Source organism: Dysosmobacter sp., from assembly GCF_052306735.1.
GTDB lineage: Bacteria > Bacillota > Clostridia > Oscillospirales > Oscillospiraceae > Oscillibacter.
The window spans coordinates 1-24338 of record NZ_DAWBAJ010000010.1 but is presented as its reverse complement, the minus strand read 5'-3'; the positions used below and the strand labels follow the sequence as shown (position 1 = coordinate 24338).

22 protein-coding genes and 1 other annotated feature are annotated in these 24338 nt (G+C 59.3%); of the genes, 11 read left to right on the top strand and 11 right to left on the bottom strand.

The window, feature by feature from the left end:
• Window positions 1-3: 3 nt before the first annotated feature.
• Both ACT67G_RS04355 and ACT67G_RS04350 read right to left on the bottom strand, forming a co-directional pair.
• Window positions 4-945: an aminopeptidase gene (locus ACT67G_RS04355; protein ID WP_443663131.1), complete on the bottom strand. Its 942-nt coding sequence runs from the start codon at window positions 943-945 to the stop codon at window positions 4-6.
• A gap of 20 nt (window positions 946-965) precedes the next feature.
• Complete coding sequence (locus tag ACT67G_RS04350) at window positions 966-2054, bottom strand: DUF917 domain-containing protein (RefSeq protein WP_443663129.1); 1089 nt, start codon at window positions 2052-2054, stop codon at window positions 966-968.
• Window positions 2055-2368: 314 nt separating this feature from the next.
• Between ACT67G_RS04350 and ACT67G_RS04345 the strand changes: the two genes are divergently transcribed.
• Entirely contained in the window at window positions 2369-3187 is an 819-nt protein-coding gene (locus ACT67G_RS04345) for an IclR family transcriptional regulator (RefSeq protein ID WP_326215600.1), read from the top strand.
• Window positions 3188-3240: 53 nt separating this feature from the next.
• On the opposite strand, the gene ACT67G_RS04340 is transcribed toward ACT67G_RS04345, so the two are convergent.
• The gene (locus tag ACT67G_RS04340) at window positions 3241-4320 is read right to left on the bottom strand and encodes an S-methyl thiohydantoin desulfurase domain-containing protein (protein ID WP_325245386.1); all 1080 of its coding nucleotides are present in this window, start codon (window positions 4318-4320) and stop codon (window positions 3241-3243) included.
• Between the two features lie 347 nt (window positions 4321-4667).
• Here ACT67G_RS04340 and ACT67G_RS04335 point away from each other — a divergent pair, with 347 nt between their 5' ends.
• From ACT67G_RS04335 to ACT67G_RS04315, 5 genes are all read left to right on the top strand, one after another.
• The gene (locus ACT67G_RS04335) at window positions 4668-6338 is read left to right on the top strand and encodes an OPT/YSL family transporter (protein ID WP_443663128.1); all 1671 of its coding nucleotides are present in this window, start codon (window positions 4668-4670) and stop codon (window positions 6336-6338) included.
• Between the two features lie 73 nt (window positions 6339-6411).
• Window positions 6412-7356 carry an AEC family transporter gene (locus tag ACT67G_RS04330; protein WP_443663127.1) on the top strand — a complete coding sequence of 315 codons (945 nt, stop codon included), beginning with the start codon at window positions 6412-6414 and terminating at the stop codon, window positions 7354-7356.
• A 34-nt stretch (window positions 7357-7390) separates the two neighbouring features.
• Entirely contained in the window at window positions 7391-7921 is a 531-nt protein-coding gene (locus ACT67G_RS04325; protein WP_443663125.1) for a nitroreductase family protein, read from the top strand.
• Window positions 7918-8190 carry a DUF6092 family protein gene (locus ACT67G_RS04320; RefSeq protein ID WP_325245380.1) on the top strand — a complete coding sequence of 91 codons (273 nt, stop codon included), beginning with the start codon at window positions 7918-7920 and terminating at the stop codon, window positions 8188-8190. The genes ACT67G_RS04325 and ACT67G_RS04320 overlap by 4 nt, the downstream gene beginning before the upstream one ends.
• 22 nt (window positions 8191-8212) lie before the next feature.
• Complete coding sequence (locus ACT67G_RS04315) at window positions 8213-9160, top strand: DNA/RNA non-specific endonuclease (protein WP_443663123.1); 948 nt, start codon at window positions 8213-8215, stop codon at window positions 9158-9160.
• A gap of 67 nt (window positions 9161-9227) precedes the next feature.
• Here the strand turns inward: ACT67G_RS04315 and ACT67G_RS04310 are convergent, their stop codons facing one another.
• Window positions 9228-10427 (bottom strand): RluA family pseudouridine synthase, encoded by a 1200-nt coding sequence (locus tag ACT67G_RS04310; protein ID WP_443663121.1) that lies wholly within the window; start codon window positions 10425-10427, stop codon window positions 9228-9230.
• Between the two features lie 126 nt (window positions 10428-10553).
• Here ACT67G_RS04310 and ACT67G_RS04305 point away from each other — a divergent pair, with 126 nt between their 5' ends.
• Window positions 10554-12329 carry an ABC-F family ATP-binding cassette domain-containing protein gene (locus tag ACT67G_RS04305; RefSeq protein ID WP_443663119.1) on the top strand — a complete coding sequence of 592 codons (1776 nt, stop codon included), beginning with the start codon at window positions 10554-10556 and terminating at the stop codon, window positions 12327-12329.
• 91 nt (window positions 12330-12420) lie between these two features.
• Here ACT67G_RS04305 and ACT67G_RS04300 read toward each other — a convergent pair whose 3' ends face one another.
• From ACT67G_RS04300 to ACT67G_RS04285, 4 genes are all read right to left on the bottom strand, one after another.
• Entirely contained in the window at window positions 12421-13824 is a 1404-nt protein-coding gene (locus ACT67G_RS04300; protein ID WP_326215609.1) for an MATE family efflux transporter, read from the bottom strand.
• Between the two features lie 195 nt (window positions 13825-14019).
• A complete protein-coding gene (locus ACT67G_RS04295; protein ID WP_443663117.1) occupies window positions 14020-14886 on the bottom strand; it encodes a MetQ/NlpA family ABC transporter substrate-binding protein in 867 nt (288 codons plus the stop codon).
• 59 nt (window positions 14887-14945) lie between these two features.
• The gene (locus ACT67G_RS04290; RefSeq protein ID WP_325245185.1) at window positions 14946-15608 is read right to left on the bottom strand and encodes a methionine ABC transporter permease; all 663 of its coding nucleotides are present in this window, start codon (window positions 15606-15608) and stop codon (window positions 14946-14948) included.
• Complete coding sequence (locus tag ACT67G_RS04285; protein WP_443663115.1) at window positions 15595-16614, bottom strand: methionine ABC transporter ATP-binding protein; 1020 nt, start codon at window positions 16612-16614, stop codon at window positions 15595-15597. Before ACT67G_RS04285 ends, ACT67G_RS04290 begins: the two co-directional genes overlap by 14 nt.
• A gap of 56 nt (window positions 16615-16670) precedes the next feature.
• Window positions 16671-16919: a binding site (T-box leader), on the bottom strand.
• Between the two features lie 277 nt (window positions 16920-17196).
• Between ACT67G_RS04285 and ACT67G_RS04280 the strand changes: the two genes are divergently transcribed.
• Entirely contained in the window at window positions 17197-18042 is an 846-nt protein-coding gene (locus tag ACT67G_RS04280; protein ID WP_443663114.1) for a DUF368 domain-containing protein, read from the top strand.
• Window positions 18043-18116: 74 nt separating this feature from the next.
• On the opposite strand, the gene rpoD is transcribed toward ACT67G_RS04280, so the two are convergent.
• Together rpoD and dnaG are read right to left on the bottom strand one after the other, a co-directional pair.
• Window positions 18117-19343, bottom strand: coding sequence for an RNA polymerase sigma factor RpoD (rpoD, locus tag ACT67G_RS04275; RefSeq protein ID WP_443663167.1), 1227 nt, complete (start codon window positions 19341-19343; stop codon window positions 18117-18119).
• 232 nt (window positions 19344-19575) lie between these two features.
• Complete coding sequence (gene dnaG, locus ACT67G_RS04270) at window positions 19576-21369, bottom strand: DNA primase (protein WP_325247430.1); 1794 nt, start codon at window positions 21367-21369, stop codon at window positions 19576-19578.
• 226 nt (window positions 21370-21595) lie between these two features.
• Between dnaG and ACT67G_RS04265 the strand changes: the two genes are divergently transcribed.
• Entirely contained in the window at window positions 21596-22189 is a 594-nt protein-coding gene (locus tag ACT67G_RS04265) for a 4'-phosphopantetheinyl transferase family protein (protein WP_443663165.1), read from the top strand.
• Between the two features lie 68 nt (window positions 22190-22257).
• Here the strand turns inward: ACT67G_RS04265 and ACT67G_RS04260 are convergent, their stop codons facing one another.
• A complete protein-coding gene (locus ACT67G_RS04260; RefSeq protein ID WP_325247431.1) occupies window positions 22258-22707 on the bottom strand; it encodes a CBS domain-containing protein in 450 nt (149 codons plus the stop codon).
• A gap of 186 nt (window positions 22708-22893) precedes the next feature.
• Between ACT67G_RS04260 and ACT67G_RS04255 the strand changes: the two genes are divergently transcribed.
• Complete coding sequence (locus ACT67G_RS04255) at window positions 22894-23556, top strand: Crp/Fnr family transcriptional regulator (protein WP_325247432.1); 663 nt, start codon at window positions 22894-22896, stop codon at window positions 23554-23556.
• A gap of 175 nt (window positions 23557-23731) precedes the next feature.
• Window positions 23732-24338 (top strand): sulfide/dihydroorotate dehydrogenase-like FAD/NAD-binding protein (locus tag ACT67G_RS04250; protein ID WP_443663111.1); only part of this gene is annotated, 607 nt, incomplete at its 3' end.

Sequence of the window (24338 nt, the reverse complement as noted above, 5' to 3'; positions counted from 1 at the left end):
AGTTTAAATGACGAACTCGCCGTCCTTGAGGATCAGCTGGTCGTCCAGATAGAGCGTGGGGTTGAGGATGATGCCGTCCATATGGCAGTCAGCCTTGTTGGTGCCCTGGAAGCCGATGTTGGTACCGAAGGCTACATGTACCGTGTGGTAGGCCTTCTCATCCTCCAGGATGATGCCGGTGACCCGGGCGGCGTAGTTGGTGCCGATGCCCAGCTCACAGAGGGTGGCGTTGCGCTCGTTGGCCAGCAGGATGCCCAGCTCCTGGGACCGGGGGCCGGTGATCTCCTGCAGCTTGCCGTTTTCCACCCGGATGCGCAGGGGAGCGTCCAGCTTGCCCAGCCCAACCATGGATCCGTCGATGATCATTTCACCGTTGGAGCCATCCTCCAGAGGGGCGATGTAGGCCTCGCCGGAGGGAAGGTTGCCGGACTGGCCCTTCTCCCGGTAGACACCGGGACTGGGGATGCCGGGGCGGCCGGTGAGATCCATGGTCAGCACGCAGCCGTCTTTCTCAATGCGGGCGGTGGAGGCTTTGCTCAAAAGCTCCGTCACCCGCAGCGTCAGATCCATGACCACGTCGTAGTCCGCCGTCATGGCGCCCTGGCTGAACATGTCCTCGGTGATGTTGGGCATGGTGGCCACCCGGGCGCCGGCCTTGGCGGCCTCGATCTTGGCCCGGGTATGGGTGATGGAGGTGGCCATGGGAGCAATCACCACGTCGGCGGCCTTCATGGCGGCGGCCACGGCGGCGGGAGGCTCCTCGCCGCTGACCTGCCGGGGGGTCATGGTCATCATCAGGGCCTCAGCCCCCAGCTCCTGGGCCGCCTCATAGAGAGCCGTGCCGATGGAGATCTTCTTGTCATCGGTGACAATGAGCACCTGCTCGCCGGCCTTCACGTTCAGGCAGCTGGTGAGCATGTTCTTTCCAATTTCCTTGAGTTCCATAGAGTTCGATCCTTTCCTTCTCACAGGCCCAGAGGCTCCAGAATGGGCAGATGGACGATGTCCTCCACCTGGCGGAGCAGTTCCTTGTCATACATGGTGGGAGACAGGTTCAGATTGCGGTTGTGGGTGGTAAGCACGTAGACGTCCTGCCCTTCCCGGATATCGGAGGAGGGCAGCAGGCGGCCTGTGGCGGCGTCCACCGTCATGATGAGGTCCGGGAAGGTGGCGGCCCGGATGCCGGAGGCATCGCTGAGGGTCATGTACTCGTTCCAGAAGGTCAGCTCACAGCCAGCCACCCGGACAAAGCCCACGTCAAAGCCACCCTCGCCCCGGAGTTCGCAGTGCTCCACGGTACCCCGGCAGAGGACGGTTCCGTGGAGGAAATCCGCTGCGGCATGGACGGCAGCCTCCGGAGAGGTCTTGAGCCCCTCTTCATACACCTGTCCCAGGCGGATGGCCTGGGAAATACCGCCCACGGCGCCGTTTTTCCGGACATAGGCAGCAGTGACGGGGTTGCGGGCCACGCCTACCACGCCGCCGGCCTCCACGGAGGCGGCCCGCACCAGGGCGGCGGTGCGGTTGATGGTCCCCCGGAAGACGCCTTCCACATAGCGCCCCGTCTCGGAATTGCCGCCGGCGCAGGTCATGGTGGTGATGTAGCCGGGATCCCGGTGGAGATTCATGCTGCCCATCACGCCGGTGGGGTGGGCCCGGCCGTTGCACTGGGCATCCACCAGGGGGAGCCCCAGTGCTGCTGCCTGCACCCAGCCGTTGACGGTGGCGCAGTAGCCGTTCTCATTGGTCATGATGGCGCCCAGCTTCACGTCCGGGTTATTCAGCCGGAACAGTTCCACAGTGCGGACCATGTCCTCAGCCCGGAGGAACTGCTCTTTGGCGGCGGGAGCGCCTACCAGGGAGACGGAGAGAATGGTGGCGTCGGGATCGATCTCGTCCAGGGGGGTCAGATACAGGGGGGGCAGGGTGGAGAGCTTTTCCAGCAGCATCTCGCCCAGCGCCGCGGCACCACCGCCGCCTCCCCCCAGAATGCAGCCGCCCAGCATGGCCCAGCGGCCCGCCTGGCGATCCAGCAGCATTTTTTCTTCAGCCATAGGATCAACTTCTTTCTCTTGATTTGTACCACGTGTGCTTTTCGGTGAGGATTGTCCGTTTAACGTAAATCAAAATCCGATTTTCGGAAAACGAAAGGGTAAAATCCATAAAAAGCACGCAAAAATACACAAAAATATATACAGTTTTTACACGTATTCATAAATAGCACATGGAGACGCCTGTGTCAAGCGGCGGATTTCGGAGGAATTGACCTTTTCATTTCCCGGACGAGCGCTTATAATATCTCCTAAATTGCAGTAGGAAACCGGAAACCCCCCACTTGTGGGGATGCTTTCGTGAAAGGAGTGATCACATGCGCGGCAAGGAACCCGCTAATTACCGGGACGATCCCAACTATCTGCAGACCGCAGGACGAACCTTAAAGATCTTACAGCTTTTTTTGGACGGGGAGAATCTCTCCCTGACCACCATCGCAAAGCGGATGAATCTCAGCAGCACGGTGACGTATCGCCTGCTCTACACACTCACCGTCCACGGCTTTTTGCTGCAGGATGAGGACAAGACCTACCGGGTGGGCCCGGCCATGGTGGCGGTGGGCCTCAAGGGTGTCCAGGCCCACAAGGCCCGGGCGGTGGCCAGCCGCTACATGTGGGATTTCTTTCGCCAGAGCGGCTATACCGTCACCATGACGGCTTGTCTGGATATGCGCAGCGTGGTGGTGGAGCGGTTTCGCTCCATACAGGATCAAAACGACACGCTCTATGTGGGCAGGAGCTATCCCCTCCATGCGGGAGCCTCCCACCGGATCCTGCTGGCTTTTATGGATGAGGACAAGCGGGAGGAATACTTGGCAGGGCTCTTTATGGATGAGAACACCAAGACGGGACTGCGCCGGGAGCTGGAGCGCATCCGCCAGCGGGGGTACGACTACACGGAGCAAGCTACCACGAAAGATATCTGGGGGATGTCCGTGCCTCTCTTTGACAGCCATGGAACCTGTACTGCAGGATTGAGCACCGGCGGATATCTCTCGGAGATGACGCCGGAGGTGTTCCGAGAACGGCTGCGGCTGCTGCGTCAGCTGGGCAGGCAGATCAACGAGGCTCTGGGTGCGCCCGAGTCCTGCGGAGAATGTCCTCCCCTGGACGATGAGCACTTCCCGGAAAAATAAAGAATGGGCTGCGGGCGGGCAGGAGCTGGGAGGCTTCTGCCCGCCCGCCGGATTTAAATCAGTACATCAGATATGAAGGAGCGCATCTCCCTGCGGACGATCCGCTCCAGCTCCTCATAGAGGGAGCCGTCCCGTACGCCGGAGGACAAGAGCAGCCGCTGCCGGGGTACAGTAAGCACCGCAACCTCCATCCCGTCCTGCAGGTCTGCTGTATTGAGCACCGTACCGGCAGCACAGTCAAAGACGGTGATGAGATCGGGGAAGGTGGCCAGCCGTTCAGTTCCATGCTCCATGGTCATGAACTCATTGTAAAAGGTCAGTTGGAAACGCTCTGAGCCTGCTGCTATGGTGCAGCTTCCGTGATCCAGCCCGTTTTCCGAGAGAAGGGAAAAGGCTTGTACTGTGCCGCAGGCGGCAATCCGCCCTCCCAGAAATTTTGCTGCCGCCTGGGGACGCAGCGCCGGTGCAGCTGCGGACATGGCCCGTCCCAGCTCCATGGCCTGGGTGTAACAGCCCACGGCCCCGTGCTCCCGCAGGTATCCAACACGCACCGGATTGCGTACCACCACAGCCCGGCCGCCGGCCAGATCCGCCGCGCTGCGGCAGAGTTTGGCGGTGGTGGCCACAGAGCCTGTGGATACCAGCTCCGTATACGTGCCGTTTTCCCGCAGACCGCCGCAGGCCACCTGAATGGTTTGATACAAAGGGTCTGACGCCAGTCCCAGGGATCCCATGGTGCCCAGAGGATGGGCGCGCCCGTCACAGGCGGCGTTGAGCAGCGGAAGTCCCCGGGCTGCCGCGGGGAGCATAGGGCCGAAAGCGGCATTGGCCCCCATTTCAGAGGGAATGAACCCGCCGATGGGACAGCCGACGGCTTCCTCCATCAGCTCCAGCGCCCGCAGATAATGGGCACTGGTGTACATGGATGCCGTCCGGGAGGGGGCCCCTACGCCGGAGACGGTTACCACCAGTGCCTCATCCGGCAGATTGGTCAGATCCACCAGTTCCACGCAGCCCAGCTCAAAGGCCTCTTTGGCGGAGCGCAGGCCACGGTCGGCGGGGCCGCCTCCTCCGCCGCCCAGAACGTGAGCGCCCAGGGAGATGATCTGCACATCGGATGCGTTCAGTTTCATATGGCTCCTCCCAATTACGGCTGAAATGTTCTCCAATAATTTGCATAAGAAAAAATAATACTTGCATATTTTTGCAGAAACTGAAGAAGCTCGGCCGAAAATAGAAAACTTGATTCCTATAATAGGAAAAATGAATAATCGGGGAAAAATACTGGTAAAAAGAGAAAATATCAGAAAAAACTTGGGATATTGATTATAACAATAGCCGAAACAACAGAGCTCGTCAAGAGCCTTGACAGGGATTGACAAAATTTCCGTGATGATGTAATCTGCATATATTACATAGGGAACTTTCATTTTCTTTGCCGTGTTGCAGAAAGAAAGTCCCGCCCCAAGGAGGATGAGAAATGGAAGATAAAAACCTTACCGGCCTTGGCATCACTGCCAAAGAGCACCCCAGGTGGTATGAGCCGGCTTCGCTGATTTTTGCCACCATCATGTGTGTTCTGGGCGCCATCATCGGCATGGAACTGATCGTGGCCACCGGAACCACCCCCAACACGTCTTTGGTAGGCGCACTGTTTGCCATCGTGTTTTCCCGGATCCCGCTGAGTGTGTGTAAGAAATTCCGCAATATCCACCGCCAGAACCTGATCCAGACCTCTATCTCCGGCGCCACATTCTCCGTGGCCAACTGCATGCTGCTGACCATCGGTATCCCCGTGGTCATGGGCTATCCGGAGCTGATGGTTCCCATGCTGATCGGATGCACCCTGGCTACGGTCATTGATGCGTCCATCCTTTACCGCTGCTTTGATACGCCCATGTTCCCCGCCGAGGGTGCGTGGCCTCCGGGCGTTGCCTGCGCGGAGACGCTGCTGGCCGTCATCGAAAAGGGCAAGAAGGCGTTCGGCATTATCATCGGTATGGTGATGGGCGCCGTGGGCAAGGCTGCCGGCATCCCCATGGATCTGCTGGGCGTTTCCTGGTTCGGCAACTTCTGGGCTATGATGGCTCTGGGTATCGGCAGCATCATCATCGGCATCATCAAGACCAACGCTTTCTCCTTCTCCCTGTTTGGCTTCTCCTTTGACTTTGTGGGGAACATCTTCGGCGAGGGCTTTGTCTACAGCGATTACATCTCCCTGAATTACCTGCCTCACGGCATCATGGTGGGCGCGGGCATTGTCTCTCTGATCCAGTGCGGCATTATGCTCACCAAGAAGTCCGGCGGAGATTCCTCTGCTGCCAGCCAGTTCACCTCCAGCATGAAGAACATGAAGGGCGCCATGGGTATTGGCTTCGGGGCCTACGCACTGGTGGCCCTGGTCCTGGCTCTGGTCTGCGGCCTGCTGACGGATATGAGCATCCCCATGTTTATTCTTTGGGTGCTTTTCGCCGCCTTTGCCGCCCTGGCTTCCGAGCTGATCGTGGGCATTTCCGCCATGCACTCCGGCTGGTTCCCCGGCTTTGCCACCGCCCTGATCTTCCTGATTGTGGGCATGCTCATCGGCTTCCCCCCGCTGGCTCTGGGCATCCTGGCGGGCTACACCGCCGCCACCGGCCCCTGCTTCTCCGATATGGCCTACGACCTCAAGTGCGGCTATATCCTTCGCGGTGAGGGCAAGGATCCCGAGCTGGAGAAGTTCGGCCGCAAGCAGCAGTTCGGCGCCGAGCTTTTCGGCTTTGCCGTGGCTTTTGTGATGGCCCTGCTTTTTGCCAACAAGTATTTTGACCAGGGCTTGTTCGTTGCCGTCAGCAACACCTACAAGTCCACCATCGAGGCCGGCACCAGTGCGGAAGTGGCCAAGTGGCTGGTGATCTGGGCCATTCCCGGTGCCGTCATCCAGTGGCTGGGCGGCCATAAGCAGATCGGCATCCTCTTTGCCACCGGCCTGCTGGTGGGCAGCACCATCAACGGCATCACCATCCTGGTGGCCCTGCTGATCCGTTACATCGCGGTCAAGCGCAACCCCGAGAACGAGGCAACGCTGACCATCCTGGGTGCCGGTGCCCTGGCTGGTTCCGCCCTGTACAGCTTCTTTACCGCCACCCTGGGCCTGGTGAAAAAGGACTGATTTGCGGATATGAAACGAAGAAAGCCCCTGTTTCCGTTGAAACGGGGGCTTTCTTTCATGGAGGGGGAGAGAGATGGAATATTTGAGTGTGCTTTTGCCCAAGCTGGCAGGATTCCTGATCCTGATCGGGCTGGGGGCGGGGATCGCCCGGGCAGGCATTGTGACAAGGGAAAGCCTGCCGGCCTTTTCCGCCTTTTTGGTGAAAGTGGTGCTGCCCTGCCTGATCGTAACGCTGCTGGTGCAGCGGGGAACCACCTTTGCCAGTCTGGGGGAATACGGCGTTTTTGTCGGCTGTCAGGCAGCCATGTACCTGCTGATGGGGGCAGCGGGACTGCTGACGGCCCATCTGACAGGACTGGAACCCAAGGCGGCGGCGGTCTACCGGGGAGACTGCGTGGGAGGAAACCACGCGTTTGTATTCATTCCCCTGGCCATGAGCCTTTTTTCCCCGGAGGGCGGGCAGCAGTACATACCCATCTCCTCAGCGGTGGATACCTTTTTCGTCTGGACACTGGGCCTGACTTTGTATACCATGAGCAGCGGGCATCGGGCAGGCGGGATCCTGCCCGCCCTGAAAAAACTGGCCAATCCCATTATGGCAGCGCTGCTGGCGACGCTGTGCATCAACTCCCTGGGCCTTTCCATTCCGGAGATCGTGCTCTCTCCCATCCAGTCTGTCAGTGCTATCAGCGATTCTCTGGGGCTTATTTACGTGGGCTGCGGCATGTACTATCTGCAGCGGGGAGGCCGGGGCTTGCTGCGGCCGGCAGTGATCTTCATGGCGGTGAAGCTGCTGGCTGTGCCGCTGGCGGTCTTTGTGCTGGCCTCCCGCCTCCTGCCCCGGGAGGGAGCCATGGCGCTGATGCTGATTTCCGGTTCCCCCGCCATGACCACCTCCTGTACCATTGCAAGTCAGTATGATCTGGACGAGGGGTTCGCGGCGGCCATGGTGCTGGTGAGCACCCTGGGGTGCATGGTCACCATTCCCATCCTGTTTTTGCTGACAGGTTGGCTGTAAAAGAAATCATTGGACTTATGAAAGGAAGGCGAGTATGATGGAGACAATACAGGCCCTGACGGCGCGCCGGAGCATCCGGAAATTCGCAGATCGTCCGGTGGACCGGGAGACGCTGGAACAGCTGGTACAGGCGGCTTGTGCGGCCCCCACAGCCAGCAATCTCCAGGCCTGGCGGTTCGTGATGGTGACGGATGCAGATCTGGTGCGGAAGGTGGATCTGGTGAGCCCGGGGCTCAGCGGACATCCTCCGGTGATTTTGGTGATTTGCTCGGATCTGGAGGAGGTGGCCCGGCGGGGCAGTGCCCACTCCCTGGAGTACGGCTGTATGATGGACGCCGCCATGGCGGCGGAGAACCTGATGCTCCGGGCGGTGGATCTGGGCTTGGGTACCTGTGCCATCAAGTCCTATAATGAGGCGGCGGTGCGCAAGGTGCTGCGCCTGCCGGACACTGCCCGCATCGAGCTGCTGGTGACCATCGGCTATCCGGAGGGGGAGCCCCGCTGCCCCGCCCGCAAGCCCATGGAGGAAGTGCTGTTTTGGAACGGCTGGAAGGAGAACGTATGAATCAGATGGATGCCCGGGAGCTGCTGGTTTACATGACCACCAGCGCCGCGGGATTGAACGGGGAGCCCCACTATTACGGCCCCCTTCGGATGATCGAGTCGGTGCAGCGGCTGTGCGGACTGCTGCTGCAGGATGATCCGGAAAACGAGACCCTCAAAGCCCTGGCGGCACGGATCGAGCCGGACAAGCACAAGGGCATGACGGATCCACAGGCCTTCCAGCAGATGCTGGATGAGGCGGCGGCGCTGTCGGTGGATTTGATTTTATAACGGAGAGAAACGGCGGTATTGTATGAAGATCTTGCGCAGAACCCTTTGCACCTTATTTCTTTGCGGCTGTATCCTGCTCTCCGGCTGTGCCGGGCTTGCGGGATTTGGGGGGACCCAGGTCTCCTTTTCCATGGAGGATCTGCCGGCTTTTTCCGGGGATCCCTATGTGGTCATTGACGACAACCAGCCGGATTTTCCCCAGGCAGATATGACCACGGAGTCCTTTGAATCGTACAGCCCCCTGGATCTTCTGGGACGCTGCGGCCCCGCTTACGCCAATGTGGGACAGGATCTGATGCCCACGGAGGAGCGTGGTGAGATCGGCCAGGTGAAGCCCACTGGCTGGCAGACGGTGAAGTATGACATCGTGGACGGCAAGTACCTCTACAACCGCTGCCATCTCATCGGCTATCAGCTGACCGGGGAGAACGCCAACGAGGAAAATCTCATCACCGGCACCCGCTACATGAATGTGGAGGGGATGCTGCCCTTTGAAGATGAGGTGGCGGACTATGTGCAGGAGACCGGCAACCATGTACTCTATCGGGTGACGCCGGTTTTCGAGGATCTCAACCTGGTGGCCGACGGCGTGCAGATGGAGGCCTACAGTGTGGAGGACGAGGGCGCCGGGGTCTGCTTCAATGTGTATGTGTACAACGTCCAGCCCGGAGTGGAGATCGACTACGCCACAGGGGAGAGCTGGCTTTCCGGTGAGGAGCCGGAGGAGCAGGAGACCCCGGCGGAAACCGTGACGGAGCCGGTGGGAGAGGATGGCGGCACCACGGAAAATACCCAGACCCAGGCGACCGAGGAGGCCACTTACATCCTCAATACCAACAGCCATAAATTCCACCTGCCGGACTGCTCCGGTGCGGCCTCCATCAGCGATGCCAACCGCCAGGAGTATACCGGCAGCCGGGAGGATCTGATTGCCCAGGGATATGCGCCCTGCAAACAGTGCAATCCGTAAAAACCTGGATGGAAGCCAGATGAGAAAGGCGGGACAGGCATTGCCTGTCCCGCCTTTTTGGGGCCGGTTATCCGTTGTCGCCGAATTTATCGATGGTGACCGTCTCACAATACTCCGCTTTCAGAGCCTGGAGCTTGGCAAATACCTCCGTTTGGCAGTGGGCCTGCTGCAAAGCAGGTTCCGTCCAGCTCTCCACCAGCAGCAGGGAATCCGGATCCTCGGCGGCGAAGAAGTAGTCATACTTGAGGTTTCCGGCCTCCTGCCGGGAGTTGGCGGCAACGCCCAGATCTGTGATGGCCTGATAGAAGGCATCCCGCTGACCGCGCTTGCAGTGATAGGTGACGTTCCAGGTGAGCATAGTGGTTTCTCCTTTCGTGCTGGGCTCCGGGATCAGCCGGGCCATATCTTCCGGCAGCGGCGCCGTCAGGTGCAGCGCTTGGCCGGTAATGGGATGGGTCAGGGTAATGGCGCAGGCGTGGAGGGCTGGGCGGGGGATCAGGGCCGGATCCTCCGTGCCGTAGAGCCAGTCTCCCGCCAGGGGGCAGCCGATAAAGGCCATATGCACCCGCAGCTGATGGGTGCGGCCCGTCTGGGGCAGCAGCCGCACCAGGGTGAGGGAGCCCTTGCGGGCAAGCACCTGATAGGAGGTGCGGGCAGGGGAGCCGTCCGGCCGGACACAGCGGCGGACGGTGGAAGTCTCATCCCGGCCGATGGGGGCATCGATCACACCCTCCGCTTTCGGCGGGCAGCCCACACATATCGCCCGGTACTCCCGGAAAAAGTCTCCGGTGTGCAGCATCCGCCGCAGGCGGTCGTGGACATATCCGCTCTTGGCCACCACCATCAGCCCCGTGGTGCCCTTGTCCAGCCGGTTCACCGAGTGGAAGATGAAGTCGGAGCCCCGGGACCAGGCCAGTGCCCCCGCCACGGTGGGGGTATCTGGCAGAAAATTGGAGGCGTGGGCCGTCATACCCGCGGGCTTGTTGACTACCAGCAGATGTTCGTCCTCCCACACCACCGGCAGCGCCCAGTTTCCCGGGGTGGGTTGGATCTTGGGGGAGCGGTGGTCCCCGGTCTGGGCGGTTACCACGTCTCCCGTGTGTACGATGTCAATGGTGCGGGCATGCTGCCCGTTAACCTGGATGCCGTCCGCCACCCGGGTGAGCCGGGCCACGGCGTGGGTGGAAAAATGCAGGACGGCCTTGAGAATGTGCCGGACGGAGCAGCCGTCCTCCTGAGGCAAAACGGTGTGGCTGATGGATTCCATGGCGGCGGGACGACTTCCTTTCCCTTCATCGATAGCTCCAGCATACCACAGATCCCGTGATTTTGCATAGCAAAAATCCATGGAGTGTGGTAAGATAGGTTCGATCAATCACCAAGGAGGCACCTCATGCTCTTATCCGCGGAACATCTTTCCATCAATTTCGGCAGCCGGCAGCTGCTGGAGGATGTAAATTTTTATCTCAATGAGGGGGACAAGGTGGGCGTCATCGGCATCAACGGTACCGGGAAGTCCACATTTTTGAAAGTCCTCTCCGGCATGCTGGAGCCGGACAGCGGCACGGTCTCCCGGGATCCTAACGTCCAGGTGAGCGTTCTGGCGCAAAATCCCGTCATGGACGAGGAGGCCACGGTCCTGGAGCAGGTATTCCGCCACTATCCGGCGGAGTTCCGGGCGCTTAACGAATATGAGGCCAAGGCCATGCTCACTCGGCTGGGAATCACGGATTTTTCCCAGAAGGTGGGGACCCTCTCCGGCGGACAGCGTAAGCGGGTGGCCCTGGCGGCGGCGCTGATCCATCCGGCGGATGTGCTGATCCTGGATGAGCCCACCAACCACCTGGACAGCGAGATGGTGGCCTGGCTGGAGGATTGGCTACGCCGGTTCAAAGGCGGGCTGGTGATGGTGACCCACGACCGCTATTTTTTGGAGCGTGTGGTCAACCACATCACGGAACTCTCCCGCAGCAAGCTCTATCACTATGAGGCCAATTACTCCAAATACCTGGAGCTCAAGGAGCAGCGGGCGGAGATGGCGGAGGCCAGCGAGCGCAAGCGCCAGTCCATCCTGCGGGTGGAGCGGGAGTGGATCATGCGGGGCTGCAAAGCCCGCACCACCAAGTCCAAAGAGCGCATCCAGCGCTACGAGGAACTTTTGGGCAGGGAGGCTCCTCAGACGGACGAGTCCGTGCAGCTGGCGGCGGCCTCCAGCCGCCTGGGGAAGAAGACCATTTCCCTGGATCATGTCTGCAAGCGCTACGGCGAGAAGACCATCGTTCAGGATTTTTCTTACACCCTCCTGCGGAACGACCGCATCGGCATCGTGGGACACAACGGGGCGGGCAAGTCCACCCTGCTGCGGCTCATTGCCGGGGAGCTGGCTCCGGACAGCGGTACTGTGGAGATCGGTGCTACCGTCAAGATCGGCCACTTCTCCCAGGAGGGCCGGGAGCTGGATCTTTCTCAGCGGGTCTATGACTTTATCCACGACATTGCCGATGAGGTCCGCACGGACGCCGGAACCTTTACCGCCAACCAGATGATGGAGCGGTTTTTATTCCCTGGAGATCTGCAGTCGGTGCCCATCGGACGGCTCTCCGGCGGAGAGCGGCGGCGGCTGTATCTGCTCTCCGTTTTGATGGAGGCGCCCAACGTGCTGCTGTTGGACGAGCCCACCAACGATCTGGATATCACGACACTCTCCATTCTGGAGGATTATCTCCAGAGCTTCCCGGGCCCCATTCTCACGGTGTCCCATGACCGCTTCTTCCTGGACCGGATGGCGGAGTCCATCTTTGAGGCCCGGGGGGATGGAGAGATCCGCCGCTATACCGGCAACTGGTCGGACTGGGCGGCCAAGCGCCGGGAGGAGGCCGTACCGGAGCGGGCAGAGCGTCCCAAAAGCACGGCGGAACGCCCCCGGGAGCGGAAGCTGAAATTCTCCTATAAGGAGCAGCTGGAGTTTGAGACCATCGACGACACGCTGGCGGAGCTGGAAGCGCAGCTGGCGGCGTGTACGGCAGCCCAGGAGGCCTGCGGCAGCGACTATGTGAAGCTCCAGGAACTCCAGGCACAGCAGGCGGAACTGGAGGCCCGGCTGGAGGAGAAGACAGAGCGCTGGGTGTATCTGAACGAGCTCAAGGAAAAAATCGACGCCCAGAACTGAAGACGCCGTCGGTATACACACCCAGGTTATCAAACAAAAACCCGCCCTCCGGCACACAGACACTGTGCCGGAGGGCGGGTTTTGATCTATGTTATGCGGAGACTTCCTGTGCCGCAGGGATCTCATCGTTCAGCAAGTGGCGGCGCAGCTTTTTCATGGCCCACAGATAGCAGACCAGGTGGGCGGAGAATGTCAGGATCCAGGTGATGGGATAGGACCAGTAGAGCATCTGGATAGAGTGGAACGCCGGCATCTGGAAGATGGTGGCGATCATCAAAAGCCGCAGGCCGCAGGCGCCGATGAGGGAAACCAACATGGGCGTTACGGAGTAGCCGATGCCCCGCAGTCCGCCTACCATGACGTCCATCATACCGCACAGAGCGTAGGTTCGGGAGACGATGCCAAGACGGACCAATCCCGCCTCAATGACCTCCGGACTGCGGGAGTAGATGCTCAAAAGGGTGTGGCCGCAGAGGGTGGCGGCGTTGCCCAGCAGGATCCCCACCGCCAGGACACAAAGCTGGGCCCGGATCATGATTTTGCGGATGCGGTGGTAGTTTCCCGCACCCAGGTTCTGGCTGGTGAAGGAGATGGTTGCCTGATACAGAGCGTTCATGGAGACGTAGACAAACTGCTCGATGTTGGCGGCGGCGGAGTTGCCTGCCATAATGATTTCCCCGAAGGAGTTGACAGAGGACTGGATCACCACGTTGGAGAGGGAGAACAAGATTCCCTGGAACCCGGCGGGGAGGCCGATGCGCAGGATCCGCCCCAGCGTCTTTTTGTGAAGGCGCAGCTGCCGCAGATCCAGATGCAGCGGGCCCAGATCCTTTACCATGCAGCGCACCACCAGGGAGGCGGAAATGCACTGGGAGATCACCGTGGCGATGGCCACACCCGCCACATCCAGCTTCATGACGATGACGAAGAACAGATTCAGGATGATGTTGACCACACCGGCCAGGGACAGAAAGTACAGCGGGCGCTGGGTGTCCCCCTCCGCCCGCAGCAGGGCGCTGCCGAAGTTATAGACCATGGTGGCGGTCATGCCCAGGAAATAGATGCGCAGATACAGTGTGGCCAGATCCAGCACATTGGCGGGAGTCTGCATCCAGATGAGAATGGTTCTGGCTCCCACCACACCCACTACCGTCAAGATCAGACCGCTGATGAGGCTCAGCAGCATGGAGGTATGAACTGTCTTGCGGAGCTCCTCCTGGTCGTGGGCTCCGTAGTACTTGGCGGCCAGCGTATTGGCACCTACTGCCAGACCTACAAACAGGTTGGTCAGAAGACCGATGAGCGCGGTGTTGGAGCCCACTGCAGCCAGGGAATTGTCCCCCGCCCAGCGTCCCACCACCACAATATCCGCCGCGTTGAAAAGAAGCTGCAGCACACTGGAACACATCAGCGGGATGGAGAAGCGCAGCATTCTGGAGAGAATGGGGCCGTTGCACATGTCGATCTCGTACTGTTTCCCTTGCCGGTTGGCCATGACCGAAATCCGCTCCCTCAAACACAATTTTTGCCCGAAGTATCTCCGGACAGCAGACACATTGTAGCATGGCTGTTCAGGAAATACCAGACTTTTTCAGGAAAAGATTTTACAAGTTCTTAACGAAAACGACGTAAAAATCGTACAAAAAACCAGAGAGGTCCTGAGACCTCTCTGGTTTTTATGGAAGATTGCTTAGAACAGGGGCACCACAGCGCCGCTGTAGGTGTTGTTGATGTAGTCCCGGACGGTGTCGGAGTGGAGGGCTTCCACCAGAGCCTGAATGGCGGGGTCATCCTCGTTGCCCTCCTTGACGGCCAGCACGTTGGCGTACTCCTGGGCGGCGTCGCCCTCAGCGTCTTCGATGGCCAGGGCGTCGGTGGCGGCGTTGAGACCGCCCTGGAGGGCATAGTTGCCGTTGATGACGGCCAGGGCCACGTCCTGCAGGGAGAGGGTCAGCTGAGCAGCCTCCATCTCCCGGATGGTGACATCCACGTTGTAGGAGTCGATGTCCTGAACCGTGGCGTTGGAGGCGGCGGTGATGCCGTCCTTCAGGGTGATGATGCCTTCCTGCTGGAGCAGCAGCAGCGCGCGGGTCTCGTTGGAGCCGTCGTTGGGGACGATGATCTCGTCGCCGTCCTTGAGCTCATCCAGAGAGGAGATCTTGCCGCCGTAGATGCCGAAGGGCTCATAGTGGACGGTGCAGGCGCTCACCAGATGGGTGCCGTAGTCCTCATTGAACCAGTTGAGGTAGTTGACGTGCTGGAAGTAGTTGGCGTCCAGGTCGCCCTCCTCCACGGCGGTGTTGGGCTGGACATAGTCGGTGTACTCCACGATCTCCAGCTCAATGCCCTGCTCTTTCAGGATGGGCTTGCACTGCTCCAGGATCTCGGCGTGGGGTGTGATGCTGGCTCCCACCTTCAACGTGGTGGTCTCACCGCTGGTTTCGGAGGAGGTCTCAGAGCCGGTGTCGGAAGTGCTCTCGGTATTGGAAGAGCCGCAGCCGCTCAGCAGGGACAGCGCCAGCAGGGCGCTGAGGGTTACAGTCAAAAGCTTTTTCATGGTTGGTTCTCCTTTTCATCTCTTGGTTGTTGTTTCTATGATGAACCGCGAAAAGCGGTTTATCGAATGCGTTTGTCGGACCGGATCGCAATGCGGTTTCCAGCCCCCTGGAGGATTTGCACCAGGATTACAATGAGGACGACGGCCACCCACATGATGGCGCTCTCTTTGCGGTAATAGCCGTAGTTGATGGCAATGGCGCCAAGGCCCCCGCCGCCTACGATGCCAGCCATGGCGGAATAGCCCAGGATAGTGACGGTAGCAGTAGTGGCACCGGCGATCAGGGAGGGGGTGGCCTCCGGCAAAATCACCCGGGTGACGATCTGAAGGGTGGAGGCGCCCATAGACTGGGCCGCCTCAATGACCCCCAGGTCCACTTCCCGGACAGAGGCCTCCACCAGCCGGGCCACAAAGGGGAAAGCGGCAATCACCAGGGGAGGGATCATGGCGGGGCTTCCCACAGAGGTACCTACGATGAGGCGGGTGAAGGCGGTCAGCAGGAATACCATGATGAGGAATGGGACGGAGCGCAGCAGGTTCACAATGGTGCCCAGCACCTTGTTGATGCCGGCGCTGGGATGCAGGCCGTCGGCATCTGTCACGGACAGGATCAAACCCAACGGCAGGCCGATGATATAGGCGATCACGGTGGAGATCACCATGACATACAGGGTTTCCCACAGGCCCTGGGCGAACATGAGCCAGAACTCAGCAGTAAGCATCTTGCGATTCCTCCTTATAGGTAACACCCACCTCGTCCAGATACGAGAGCATCCGGCCGGCGGTGACTTCATTTTCCGGCAGCTGCACCAGCATATGGCCGTAGGCCTTGCCGTCGATGTCCCGGGTGTCGGCAAACCAGATGTTCACCGGTTCCCCGCAGGCCAGCACCATACCGGCCACCACCGGCTGATCGGAGGTGGTGCCGTCAAAGGTGATGCGGTACACCTTCCCCTGGCCGGTGAATTTCCTGGCGGCTTCACTGCCGGGAATAATAAGCTGCCGGGCGGCGGAGGTCTTGGGATGGCGGAACACCTCACTGACGGCGCCGCTTTCCACAATGTGGCTGTCGGCGATGATGGCTACCCGGGAGCAGATCTCCTCGATGACGCTCATCTGGTGGGTGATGACCACCACCGTGACCCCCAGCTTTTCGTTGAGGTCTTTCAAAAGCTCCAGGATGGAGGCGGTGGTGGTGGGATCCAGGGCGGAGGTGGCCTCGTCGCACAACAGGACTTTGGGATCTGTGGCCAGAGCCCGGGCAATGGCTACCCGCTGCTTCTGCCCGCCGGAGAGCTGGGCAGGATAGGCACCGGCCTTGTCCTGGAGCCCCACCAGTTCCAAAAGCTCCAAGGCCCGCTCCTTTTGCCGCTGCTTGGATACGCCGCTGATCTCCATGGGGAAGCAGACATTCTGCAGAACTGTCCGCTGCATCAAAAGATTGAAGCCCTGGAAGATCATGGTGACGGAGCGGCGGGCCTGACGGAGTTCCCGTTCCGTCAGGGAGGTCATCTCCTTGCCGTTTACTACCACGGAGCCGCTGGTGGGCCGCTCCAGCAGGTTGATGCACCGTACCAGGGTGCTCTTTCCGGCACCGGAGAGGCCGATGATGCCGAAGATCTCGCCGGATTGGATGTCCAGGTTGATGTCCTCCAGTGCGGTGACAGCGCCTTCGCCGCTGCCGAAGGTTTTGGTCAGATGTTGAATTTGAATGATGGGTTCACTCATGCAGCTGATGCTCCTTTTCGAATTTTTGGAACAAAAAAACGCCCCTGATGCCATGCATCAAGGACGAACGTATCATAACGCCGCGGTACCACCTTGGTTCGCACGCTTCCTCACGAAAGCGGCCTTTGAGAGTGCCATCACACTCCTGCGCTGTGACGTGCGCATCACGTCGCAACCTATGCCCTTTGGACGGTCGGCCGCGCAACTCCAAGACCATGTTCAGCGAACCCTTCCGCGCCTCTTCCCACCAACCGAGGCTCTCTGTGGCGTATCCTTTCGCTTACTCTTCTCTTCATCGTCTTTGCTTGATTCAGTTTTGTATGGTAAACAGTTTATCTGCTGCGGGAAGATCTGTCAACGGATATTTTGACTATAAGACCTATAAACACTGTTGAAAAATATAGATGTATTGCACAATGGAGACCGGAAAACTGCCGAATCCTGGAGTTTTTTCATGATCCTTGTCGGTATCGGATTGCAGTCAAAGGGCAAAACTGCTATCATAAGGAAAACCGGACGGCATACAGAAAAAACACAGGTGTGCGGGGACGGAAATCACCGTGGAACGGGAGGACGAGACCTTTGCGGAAACTGGGAGAAAACCATAAGCTGATCCGTTGGCTGCGGGATTTGCTGTGCGGTGCCCTGATCGGGGCGGGCGCCATTTTACCGGGGGTCTCCGGCGGTGTTTTGGCAGTGGTATTTGATATCTACCGTCCCTTTATGGAGGTTTTGACCCAGCCCCGCACCGCCATTCCAAAATATTGGAAATGGTTCCCGCCGCTGGCCATTGGCTGGGCGGTGGGCTTTTTGGGGTTTGCCAAGGGGATTGCCGTGGCCATGGAGCAGTCCATGACAGTGACCACCTGGCTCTTTGTGGGCTTGATTGTGGGAACGCTGCCGTCCTTATTCCGGGAGGCGGGGAAGGAGGGCCGCTCTGTTTCAGGCTGGATCAGCTTTGTGGTCTGTGCGGGGGCCATGTTCGGAAGCCTCTTTTACATCAGCCGTGTGGCAGAGATATCTGTGGAGCCCAACTTCTGGTGGTATAACTTCTGCGGCGTGCTGTGGGGCATGGGCATCGTGATCCCGGGCATGACGTCCTCCTCGGTGATGATGGCGCTGGGACTCTACCATCCCATGCTCCAGGGGCTGGCGCGGCTGGATGTTGTGGTACTCTCCGCCAGCCTGCCGGGGCTGGTGCTGTCGGTGTTGCTGCTGGCAAGGCTGGTGACTTGGTTTTTCCGGCGGCATTACGCCGTGGCCTTTCACGGGATTCTGGGGATTGTAGCGGCTTCCACACTGGTGATCATCCCTACGGAGTATACCGATCCCTGGCAGGTGTTCTGGTCGATCCTCTGCTGTGCCGGCGGGTTTGTGCTGGCGTATTTCCTGGCAAAGCTTGACCAGAGGATCCAGGAGGACACGTAAAACGGCATTGGATTGGCCGTCAAAAAAGAAAGAGCACGGGATCGCGGCTGCGAGCCCGTGCTCTTTTTATCGCATCAGTTCAGAAAGTCCTTGAGCTTTTTGCTGCGGCTGGGATGGCGCAGCTTGCGCAGGGCCTTGGCCTCGATCTGCCGGATGCGCTCCCGGGTGACATTGAATTCCTTGCCCACTTCCTCCAACGTGCGGGTGCGGCCGTCCTCGATGCCGAAGCGCAGCTTGAGGACTTTTTCCTCCCGGGGAGTCAGGGTGGACAGCACATCCATCAGCTGCTCCTTGAGCAGGGTGAAGGAGGCAGCCTCGCTGGGTTCGCTGGCACCCTCGTCGGGGATAAAGTCACCCAGATGGGAGTCTTCCTCCTCGCCGATGGGGGTCTCCAGGGAGACGGGCTCCTGGGCGATTTTCAGGATTTCCCGGACTTTTTCCACAGGCATGCCCATCTCCGCGGAGATCTCCGCAGGGGAGGGATCATGACCCAGCTCCTGGAGCAGCTGACGGCTCACCCGGATGACCTTGTTGATGGTCTCCACCATGTGGACGGGGATCCGGATGGTGCGGGCCTGGTCGGCGATGGCCCGGGTGATGGCCTGCCGGATCCACCAGGTGGCATAGGTGGAGAACTTGTAGCCCTTGGTATAGTCAAACTTCTCCACGGCTTTGATGAGGCCCAGATTGCCCTCCTGGATCAGATCCAGGAACAGCATGCCCCGGCCCACGTACCGCTTGGCGATGGAGACCACCAGCCGGAGGTTGGCCTCCGCCAGCTTCTGCTTGGCCTGTTCGCCTTTTTTATAGTTGGCGTTGATCTGTGCCAGCTCCTCCGGACTGACGCCGGGATCCTGTCCGTCCTGCTGGGCCTGGTGGATCTCCTCCAGTCTGCGGGAGGCTTCAGCCCCATCGGCCATGGCCTGAGCCAAAGCCACTTCCTCATCGGGAGAGAGCAGGGGGACCTTGCCAATTTCCTTGAGATACATGCGAACGGGGTCGTCGATGGAGAAGTTGTTGACCAGCGTGTTGGGGTCTACCAGCTCCTCTTCCTCTACATCGGCGATCTCCTCGGCGGCAGGCTCGTCATCCGGAAGGTCCGCCAGCAGGCTCTCATCCGCGCTGATATCGATGTTCAGCGCTTCCAGAGAGTCGTAGAGCTGATCCATCTGATCCCCTTCCAGGTTCAGATCGTCCACGGCGTCCATCAGCTCGGAGGAGTCCAGCTTGCCCTTTTTCTTGCCCTTGGCCAGCAGCTCCCGGAGCTTTTCGTTGTTGATGAGCCAGCTGGCAGCGGGCAGAGCGGCTACCTGTTTGTCGTCCAGACGCAGGATGCCGGCTTTTTTTGCCTCCTCATCCGTCAGCAGACGGGGAGTTTCAGCCTCTGCATCTTCCGTTTTCTTTTTTCTGGTGCTCTTTTTAGCGGATTTGACAGCCGGCTCCTGGGCCTCCTGCTCTGCTTCCCGCTGATCGGCAGCCGCCAAAAGAGCGTCCGCCTGCGCTTTCAGCTCTGCGGGGGTCATATCCTCTAATTTAGTTGCCATGCTGCTTTCCTCCAGTACCCTTTTTGTCTTTGATTTTTTCTGTCGCTGCCAGAAGAGGGTCTACAGATCCGCCCTGGGCGCGTTTTTGGAACTCTGTTTGTATGATGCGTATGTAATCAGCCAGCGCCTGGTGCCGGTTGGCAGGGGATTCCGGCTGCTGGCAGATGGCGGTGATGTGGTTCATCTCCTCCGGGGAAAGTTCGCCTGCCAGAGGTGCCAGGGATACGCTGTGGCCTGCCTGGCGGGTTTGCCACAGCAGCGAAAAGACCCGGCCCAGCAGCGGTGAGGAGAACTGTTCCTCCCGCAGCGGGGGAGCTTTGGAAAAAAGATCCGGGTCCAGTACCAGCAGCCTTAAAACACCTTCCTCCGCCCGGGCGGAGCGAACATTTTCGTATCGCAGGCTCCGTTCCTTGGGCTGGAGCTGTGCCGCCGGGTTCAGGTCCCGCCGCAGCTCCGCCTTGCGTTCCCGGGAGAGGTTCTGGCGATAAGCCCGCTGGACTTCCAGCTTCATGGCCTCCGGTGTGATCTTGGCCGTTTCCGCCGCCCGGGTGGTGTAGACCTCCCGCTCCACGGGATTGGCCAGGGTGGCCAGCAGGCGGCTTACCTCGTCACAGTAGGCGATGCGGGACTGATCGTCTGAGAGGTCATATTTTCCGGCGATCTGGGCCATGCGGAACTCCACGCCGTTTTCACTGCCCGAGAGCAGCGCCTCAAAAGCGGGAGCTCCCTGAAATTTGATGAAATCGTCGGCGTCCTGCTTCACCAGCTCGCCGTCTTCTGTCCGGCGGCGGGGGAGCTGCAGCACCCGGACGGTGAACTCCGAATTGTTGAGGATCTGCAAAGCACGATCCGTGGCGATCTTGCCTGCGCTGTCGTTATCGTAGCAGAGAACCAGCTCCTTGGTAAAGCGGGAGAGAAGGCGGGTCTGTTCCACGGTCAGCGCCGTCCCCATGGAGGCCACCGCGTTATCAAACCCGGCCTGGTGGAGGGTCACCACGTCGATGTTGCCCTCGCAGAGGATGATGTTGGGGCGTTTGGTTTTCTTGGCCAAATTCAGCCCGTAGAGGACACGCCGTTTGCTGTATACGGGAGTCTCTTGGGTGTTCATATATTTGGGCTCCGACTTGTCCAACACCCGTCCGCCGAAGGCCACCACGTCCCCCCGGACATCGATCACCGGGAACATCAGGCGGTTGCGGAATTTGTCGTAGAGCCCCCCGTTGCGGTTTTGTACCACCAGTCCGGCTTCCAGCAGCTCAGATTTGGTGTAGCCCTTCTTGGTCATGGCCGTCAGCAGGGCGTCCCAGGCATCCGGGGAGGCGCCCAGGCCGAAATTTACCGCGGTGGTTCGGGAGATCTTGCGGCGGTTCAAGTATTCCTGCACCGCCCGGCCCTCCGGCTGATGGAGGGTTTGGTAGTAAAAACGGGCGGCATCCCGGTTGAGATCCAGAAGTCGCTGCCGCCGCCGTCCGGATTCCCGGTCCCCTTCCTCCTCCGGGACTTCCAGTCCTGCGCGCTTGGCAAGAAAACGTACCGCATCGGGAAAGGGAAGGTTCTCCTCCTCCATGATGAAATTGATGACGCCGCCGCCGCGCTTGCAGCCGAAACAATAGTAGATCTGCTTATCCGGGGAGACGGAGAAGGAACCGGTTTTTTCGCTGTGGAAGGGACAAAGGCCAAACAAGTTGGAGCCCTTCCGGGTCAGCTGGACATAGCTGCTTACCACGTCCACAATATCACTGCGGGCGATGAGCTCGTCCAGAAAGCTCTGGGGAAATGCCACTGTGGGCTCCTCCTTTCGGTCAGTTTTGCCAAAATTCCCGTTTATCATGCGCGGTGCTGAGCGGTGCGGGAAATTTAACTCATAAAGTTATACCCCGCCGCTGGCGAATTTCCTCTTTTTTTTCACAAATTTTTTGAAAAAATTTTGTAGGAACAGTCTCTTTACAGGAAAACACACAGTTGGATAGAATAAATTTGTATTTGCTTTTATAGGGGGGAGCCGTTTGATGACCGGCGTTTGGGCTCTTTTGCTGGATCGGCCGTTGTCTGCCCAGGAGGCGGCGGAGCTGACGGCGCTGCTTCCGCCGGAGCGCAGGGAGCGTCTTCATAGGATGCGTCTGCCGGAAAAGCGGCAGGAGGTTCTTTGCGCCTATTTGATTTTACGGCGGGCCCTGCGGGAACAGTACCGGTGGCAGGAAATTCCTCCCATTGCCTGTGAAGACGGCGGAAAGCCCTTTTTCCCGGATGCACCCCAGGTACAGTTTAATCTCAGCCATACCGCAGGGGCCGTGCTGGCTGCCCTTTCAGACCGCCCGGTGGGTGTGGACATTGAGCGGATCCGCCCGCTCTCCCCGCTGGCCAGGCGGCGTCTGGCGGAAGGAATCTCACAGGAGGCGTTCTTCGCAGACTGGGTTCGCCGGGAGGCCGTGGGTAAGTGGATGGGCGCCGGAGTACGGCCCCATGGGCAGGAGACGGTGTGCCCGCCGGATTGCCGGTTTTTCCCGCTGGAGACGTTCGCAGGGTATGCCGCCGGGATCTGTGTCGGCGCCGGGGCGGAGACGCTGGAGATCCATCGGCACCACCTTACGGAGCTCCTTTGAAAAAATGGGAACCGGAAACGGACGGTGAGTCCGTTTCCGGTTCCCTTTCTGATAAAAAGAAGAGGGGATCATACGATTTTGCGCAGCAGCGCCGGTTCCATGGAGGTGCGCTGATTGGAAAAATACCGGATGATGTCCTTGCGGGTCACGATGCCGATAAAGCTGTCGGAATCATCCACCACTGGAATGAAGTTCTGGTTCATGGCACTGTTGAGCAGTTCTTCCATGGTGACGGTGATGCGGACAGGGGGATAGTTGTTTCCCCGCAGAATGTCCCGGATCTCCAACTGTTCCAGTGCTTTCATGGAGCAGAGCGTCTGCGATTCCGCGCCTTCATCCAGAAGACGCCAGAGGAAGTCACCTTCACTGACAGTCCCAATGTACCGCCCGTCCCGGGCGATGACAGGGATGGCAGTGTAGCTGTGATGGTGCATTTTTTCCAGGCCTTGACGGAAGGTACAGTCGTCGTAGAGATAGGCAACGCTGCGCTTGGGGATCAGAAAATAAGCAATGTTCACGATTTTGCCTCATTTCTCAGGGGGCGGCAAGCGCCCGGGTGGTTGCTCCGGGTTTCTGATTCTATTATAGAAGAACATCCTGGTAAAGTGGTGAATAATCTATGAAATGTGCCCGGGAAACCTCTTTACATTTTACGCCATCCCTGCTATGATGATTTGTGATATATGCAACAAGGAGGCGGCGCCATGCTGACACGGCAGGAATTGGAGAAAAGTCCGCTGTTTGCGGACATTTCCTACGAGGATTATCTGCGTATGTTGGATTGTTTTCAGGCGGTGCAAAAGACGTTTCGTCCGGATGAGCTCATCTATGATTTCTCCTCCAACGGGGGGAATGCGGTGGGGATCATTGAGCGGGGAGAAGCTCTGCTGATCCGCATTGATGAGGAGGGCGTATCCACGGTGATGGAGGAGCTGGGAGCCGGCGGTGTGTTCGGGAAGACCCTGGCCTTTGCCGGATCCAGTGCGGACAGTCTCCAGGTGGTCTGCCGGACGCCCTGCGATGTGCTTTTTATCGACTATCCCCATATCCTCAAGCGCTGCGAGCGGGCCTGCACCCACCACAGCCTCCTGGTACAGAATATGCTGCGGCTCATGGCGGGAAAAGCCCAGGGCCTCAGTGAGCGGGTGGATGTACTCTCCCGGCGATCCATTCGGGAAAAGCTCCTGTGCTATTTCCATCAGCTCTCAGACAAGGCGGGCAGCCTGAGTTTTACCCTCCCGTTTTCCCTGAGCACCCTGGCGGATTATATCGCCACAGACCGCAGCGCCATGATGCGGGAACTCAAGCGGATGCGGGAGGAGGGACTGCTCCAGTCCGACGGCCGCAGGTTTACCCTGAGTCAATGAACGTCGCTTTCCGGCGAAACCGTCAAAAGTCAGGGCGGATTTTTGGCGGAATGACGGCGCAAAGGAATTGACGGGCCAAACACAATCTGTTAAAATATAGACAATGTGCGCGTCTGTATAGATGAGCCGTTGTTCGCCAATCAAAAATCCGAACATTCGGGAAAGAAGGAACAGTATGTATCGTATCGTGAGAAAAGAGGCGCTCCGTCCCACAGTGACTCTGTACGAGATCGAGGCTCCCCTGGTGGCCAAGAAGGCCCAGCCCGGTCAGTTCATCATCCTGCGTGTGGATGAGAACGGTGAGCGGATCCCCATTACCATCAATAACTATGATCCGGAAAAGGGAACTGTGACCATTATCGTCCAGACTGTCGGCGCAACTACGGAAAAGCTCAGCCATCTTAAGGAAGGCGACTGCCTGCAGGACTTCGTGGGCCCCCTTGGCAAGGCCACCGAGACCGAGGGCAAGAAGAAGGTCTGCGTGGTAGGCGGCGGCGTCGGCTGTGCCATTGCATACCCTGTTTTGAAGAAGTTCCATGACTGCGGTGCCGAAGTCCATGCGGTCATCGGCTTCAAGAACAAGGATCTTGTGATCCTGGAGGACGAGTTCCGCAAGTCCAGCGACGTCCTGAAGATCTGCACCGACGACGGTTCCTACGGCCAGAAGGGCCTGGTTACCGACGCTCTGAAGGAACTCATCGAGGCCGGCAATCAGTATGACGAGGTCTTCGCCATCGGCCCCATGGTGATGATGAAGTTCGTCTCCAAGACCACGGAGCCTT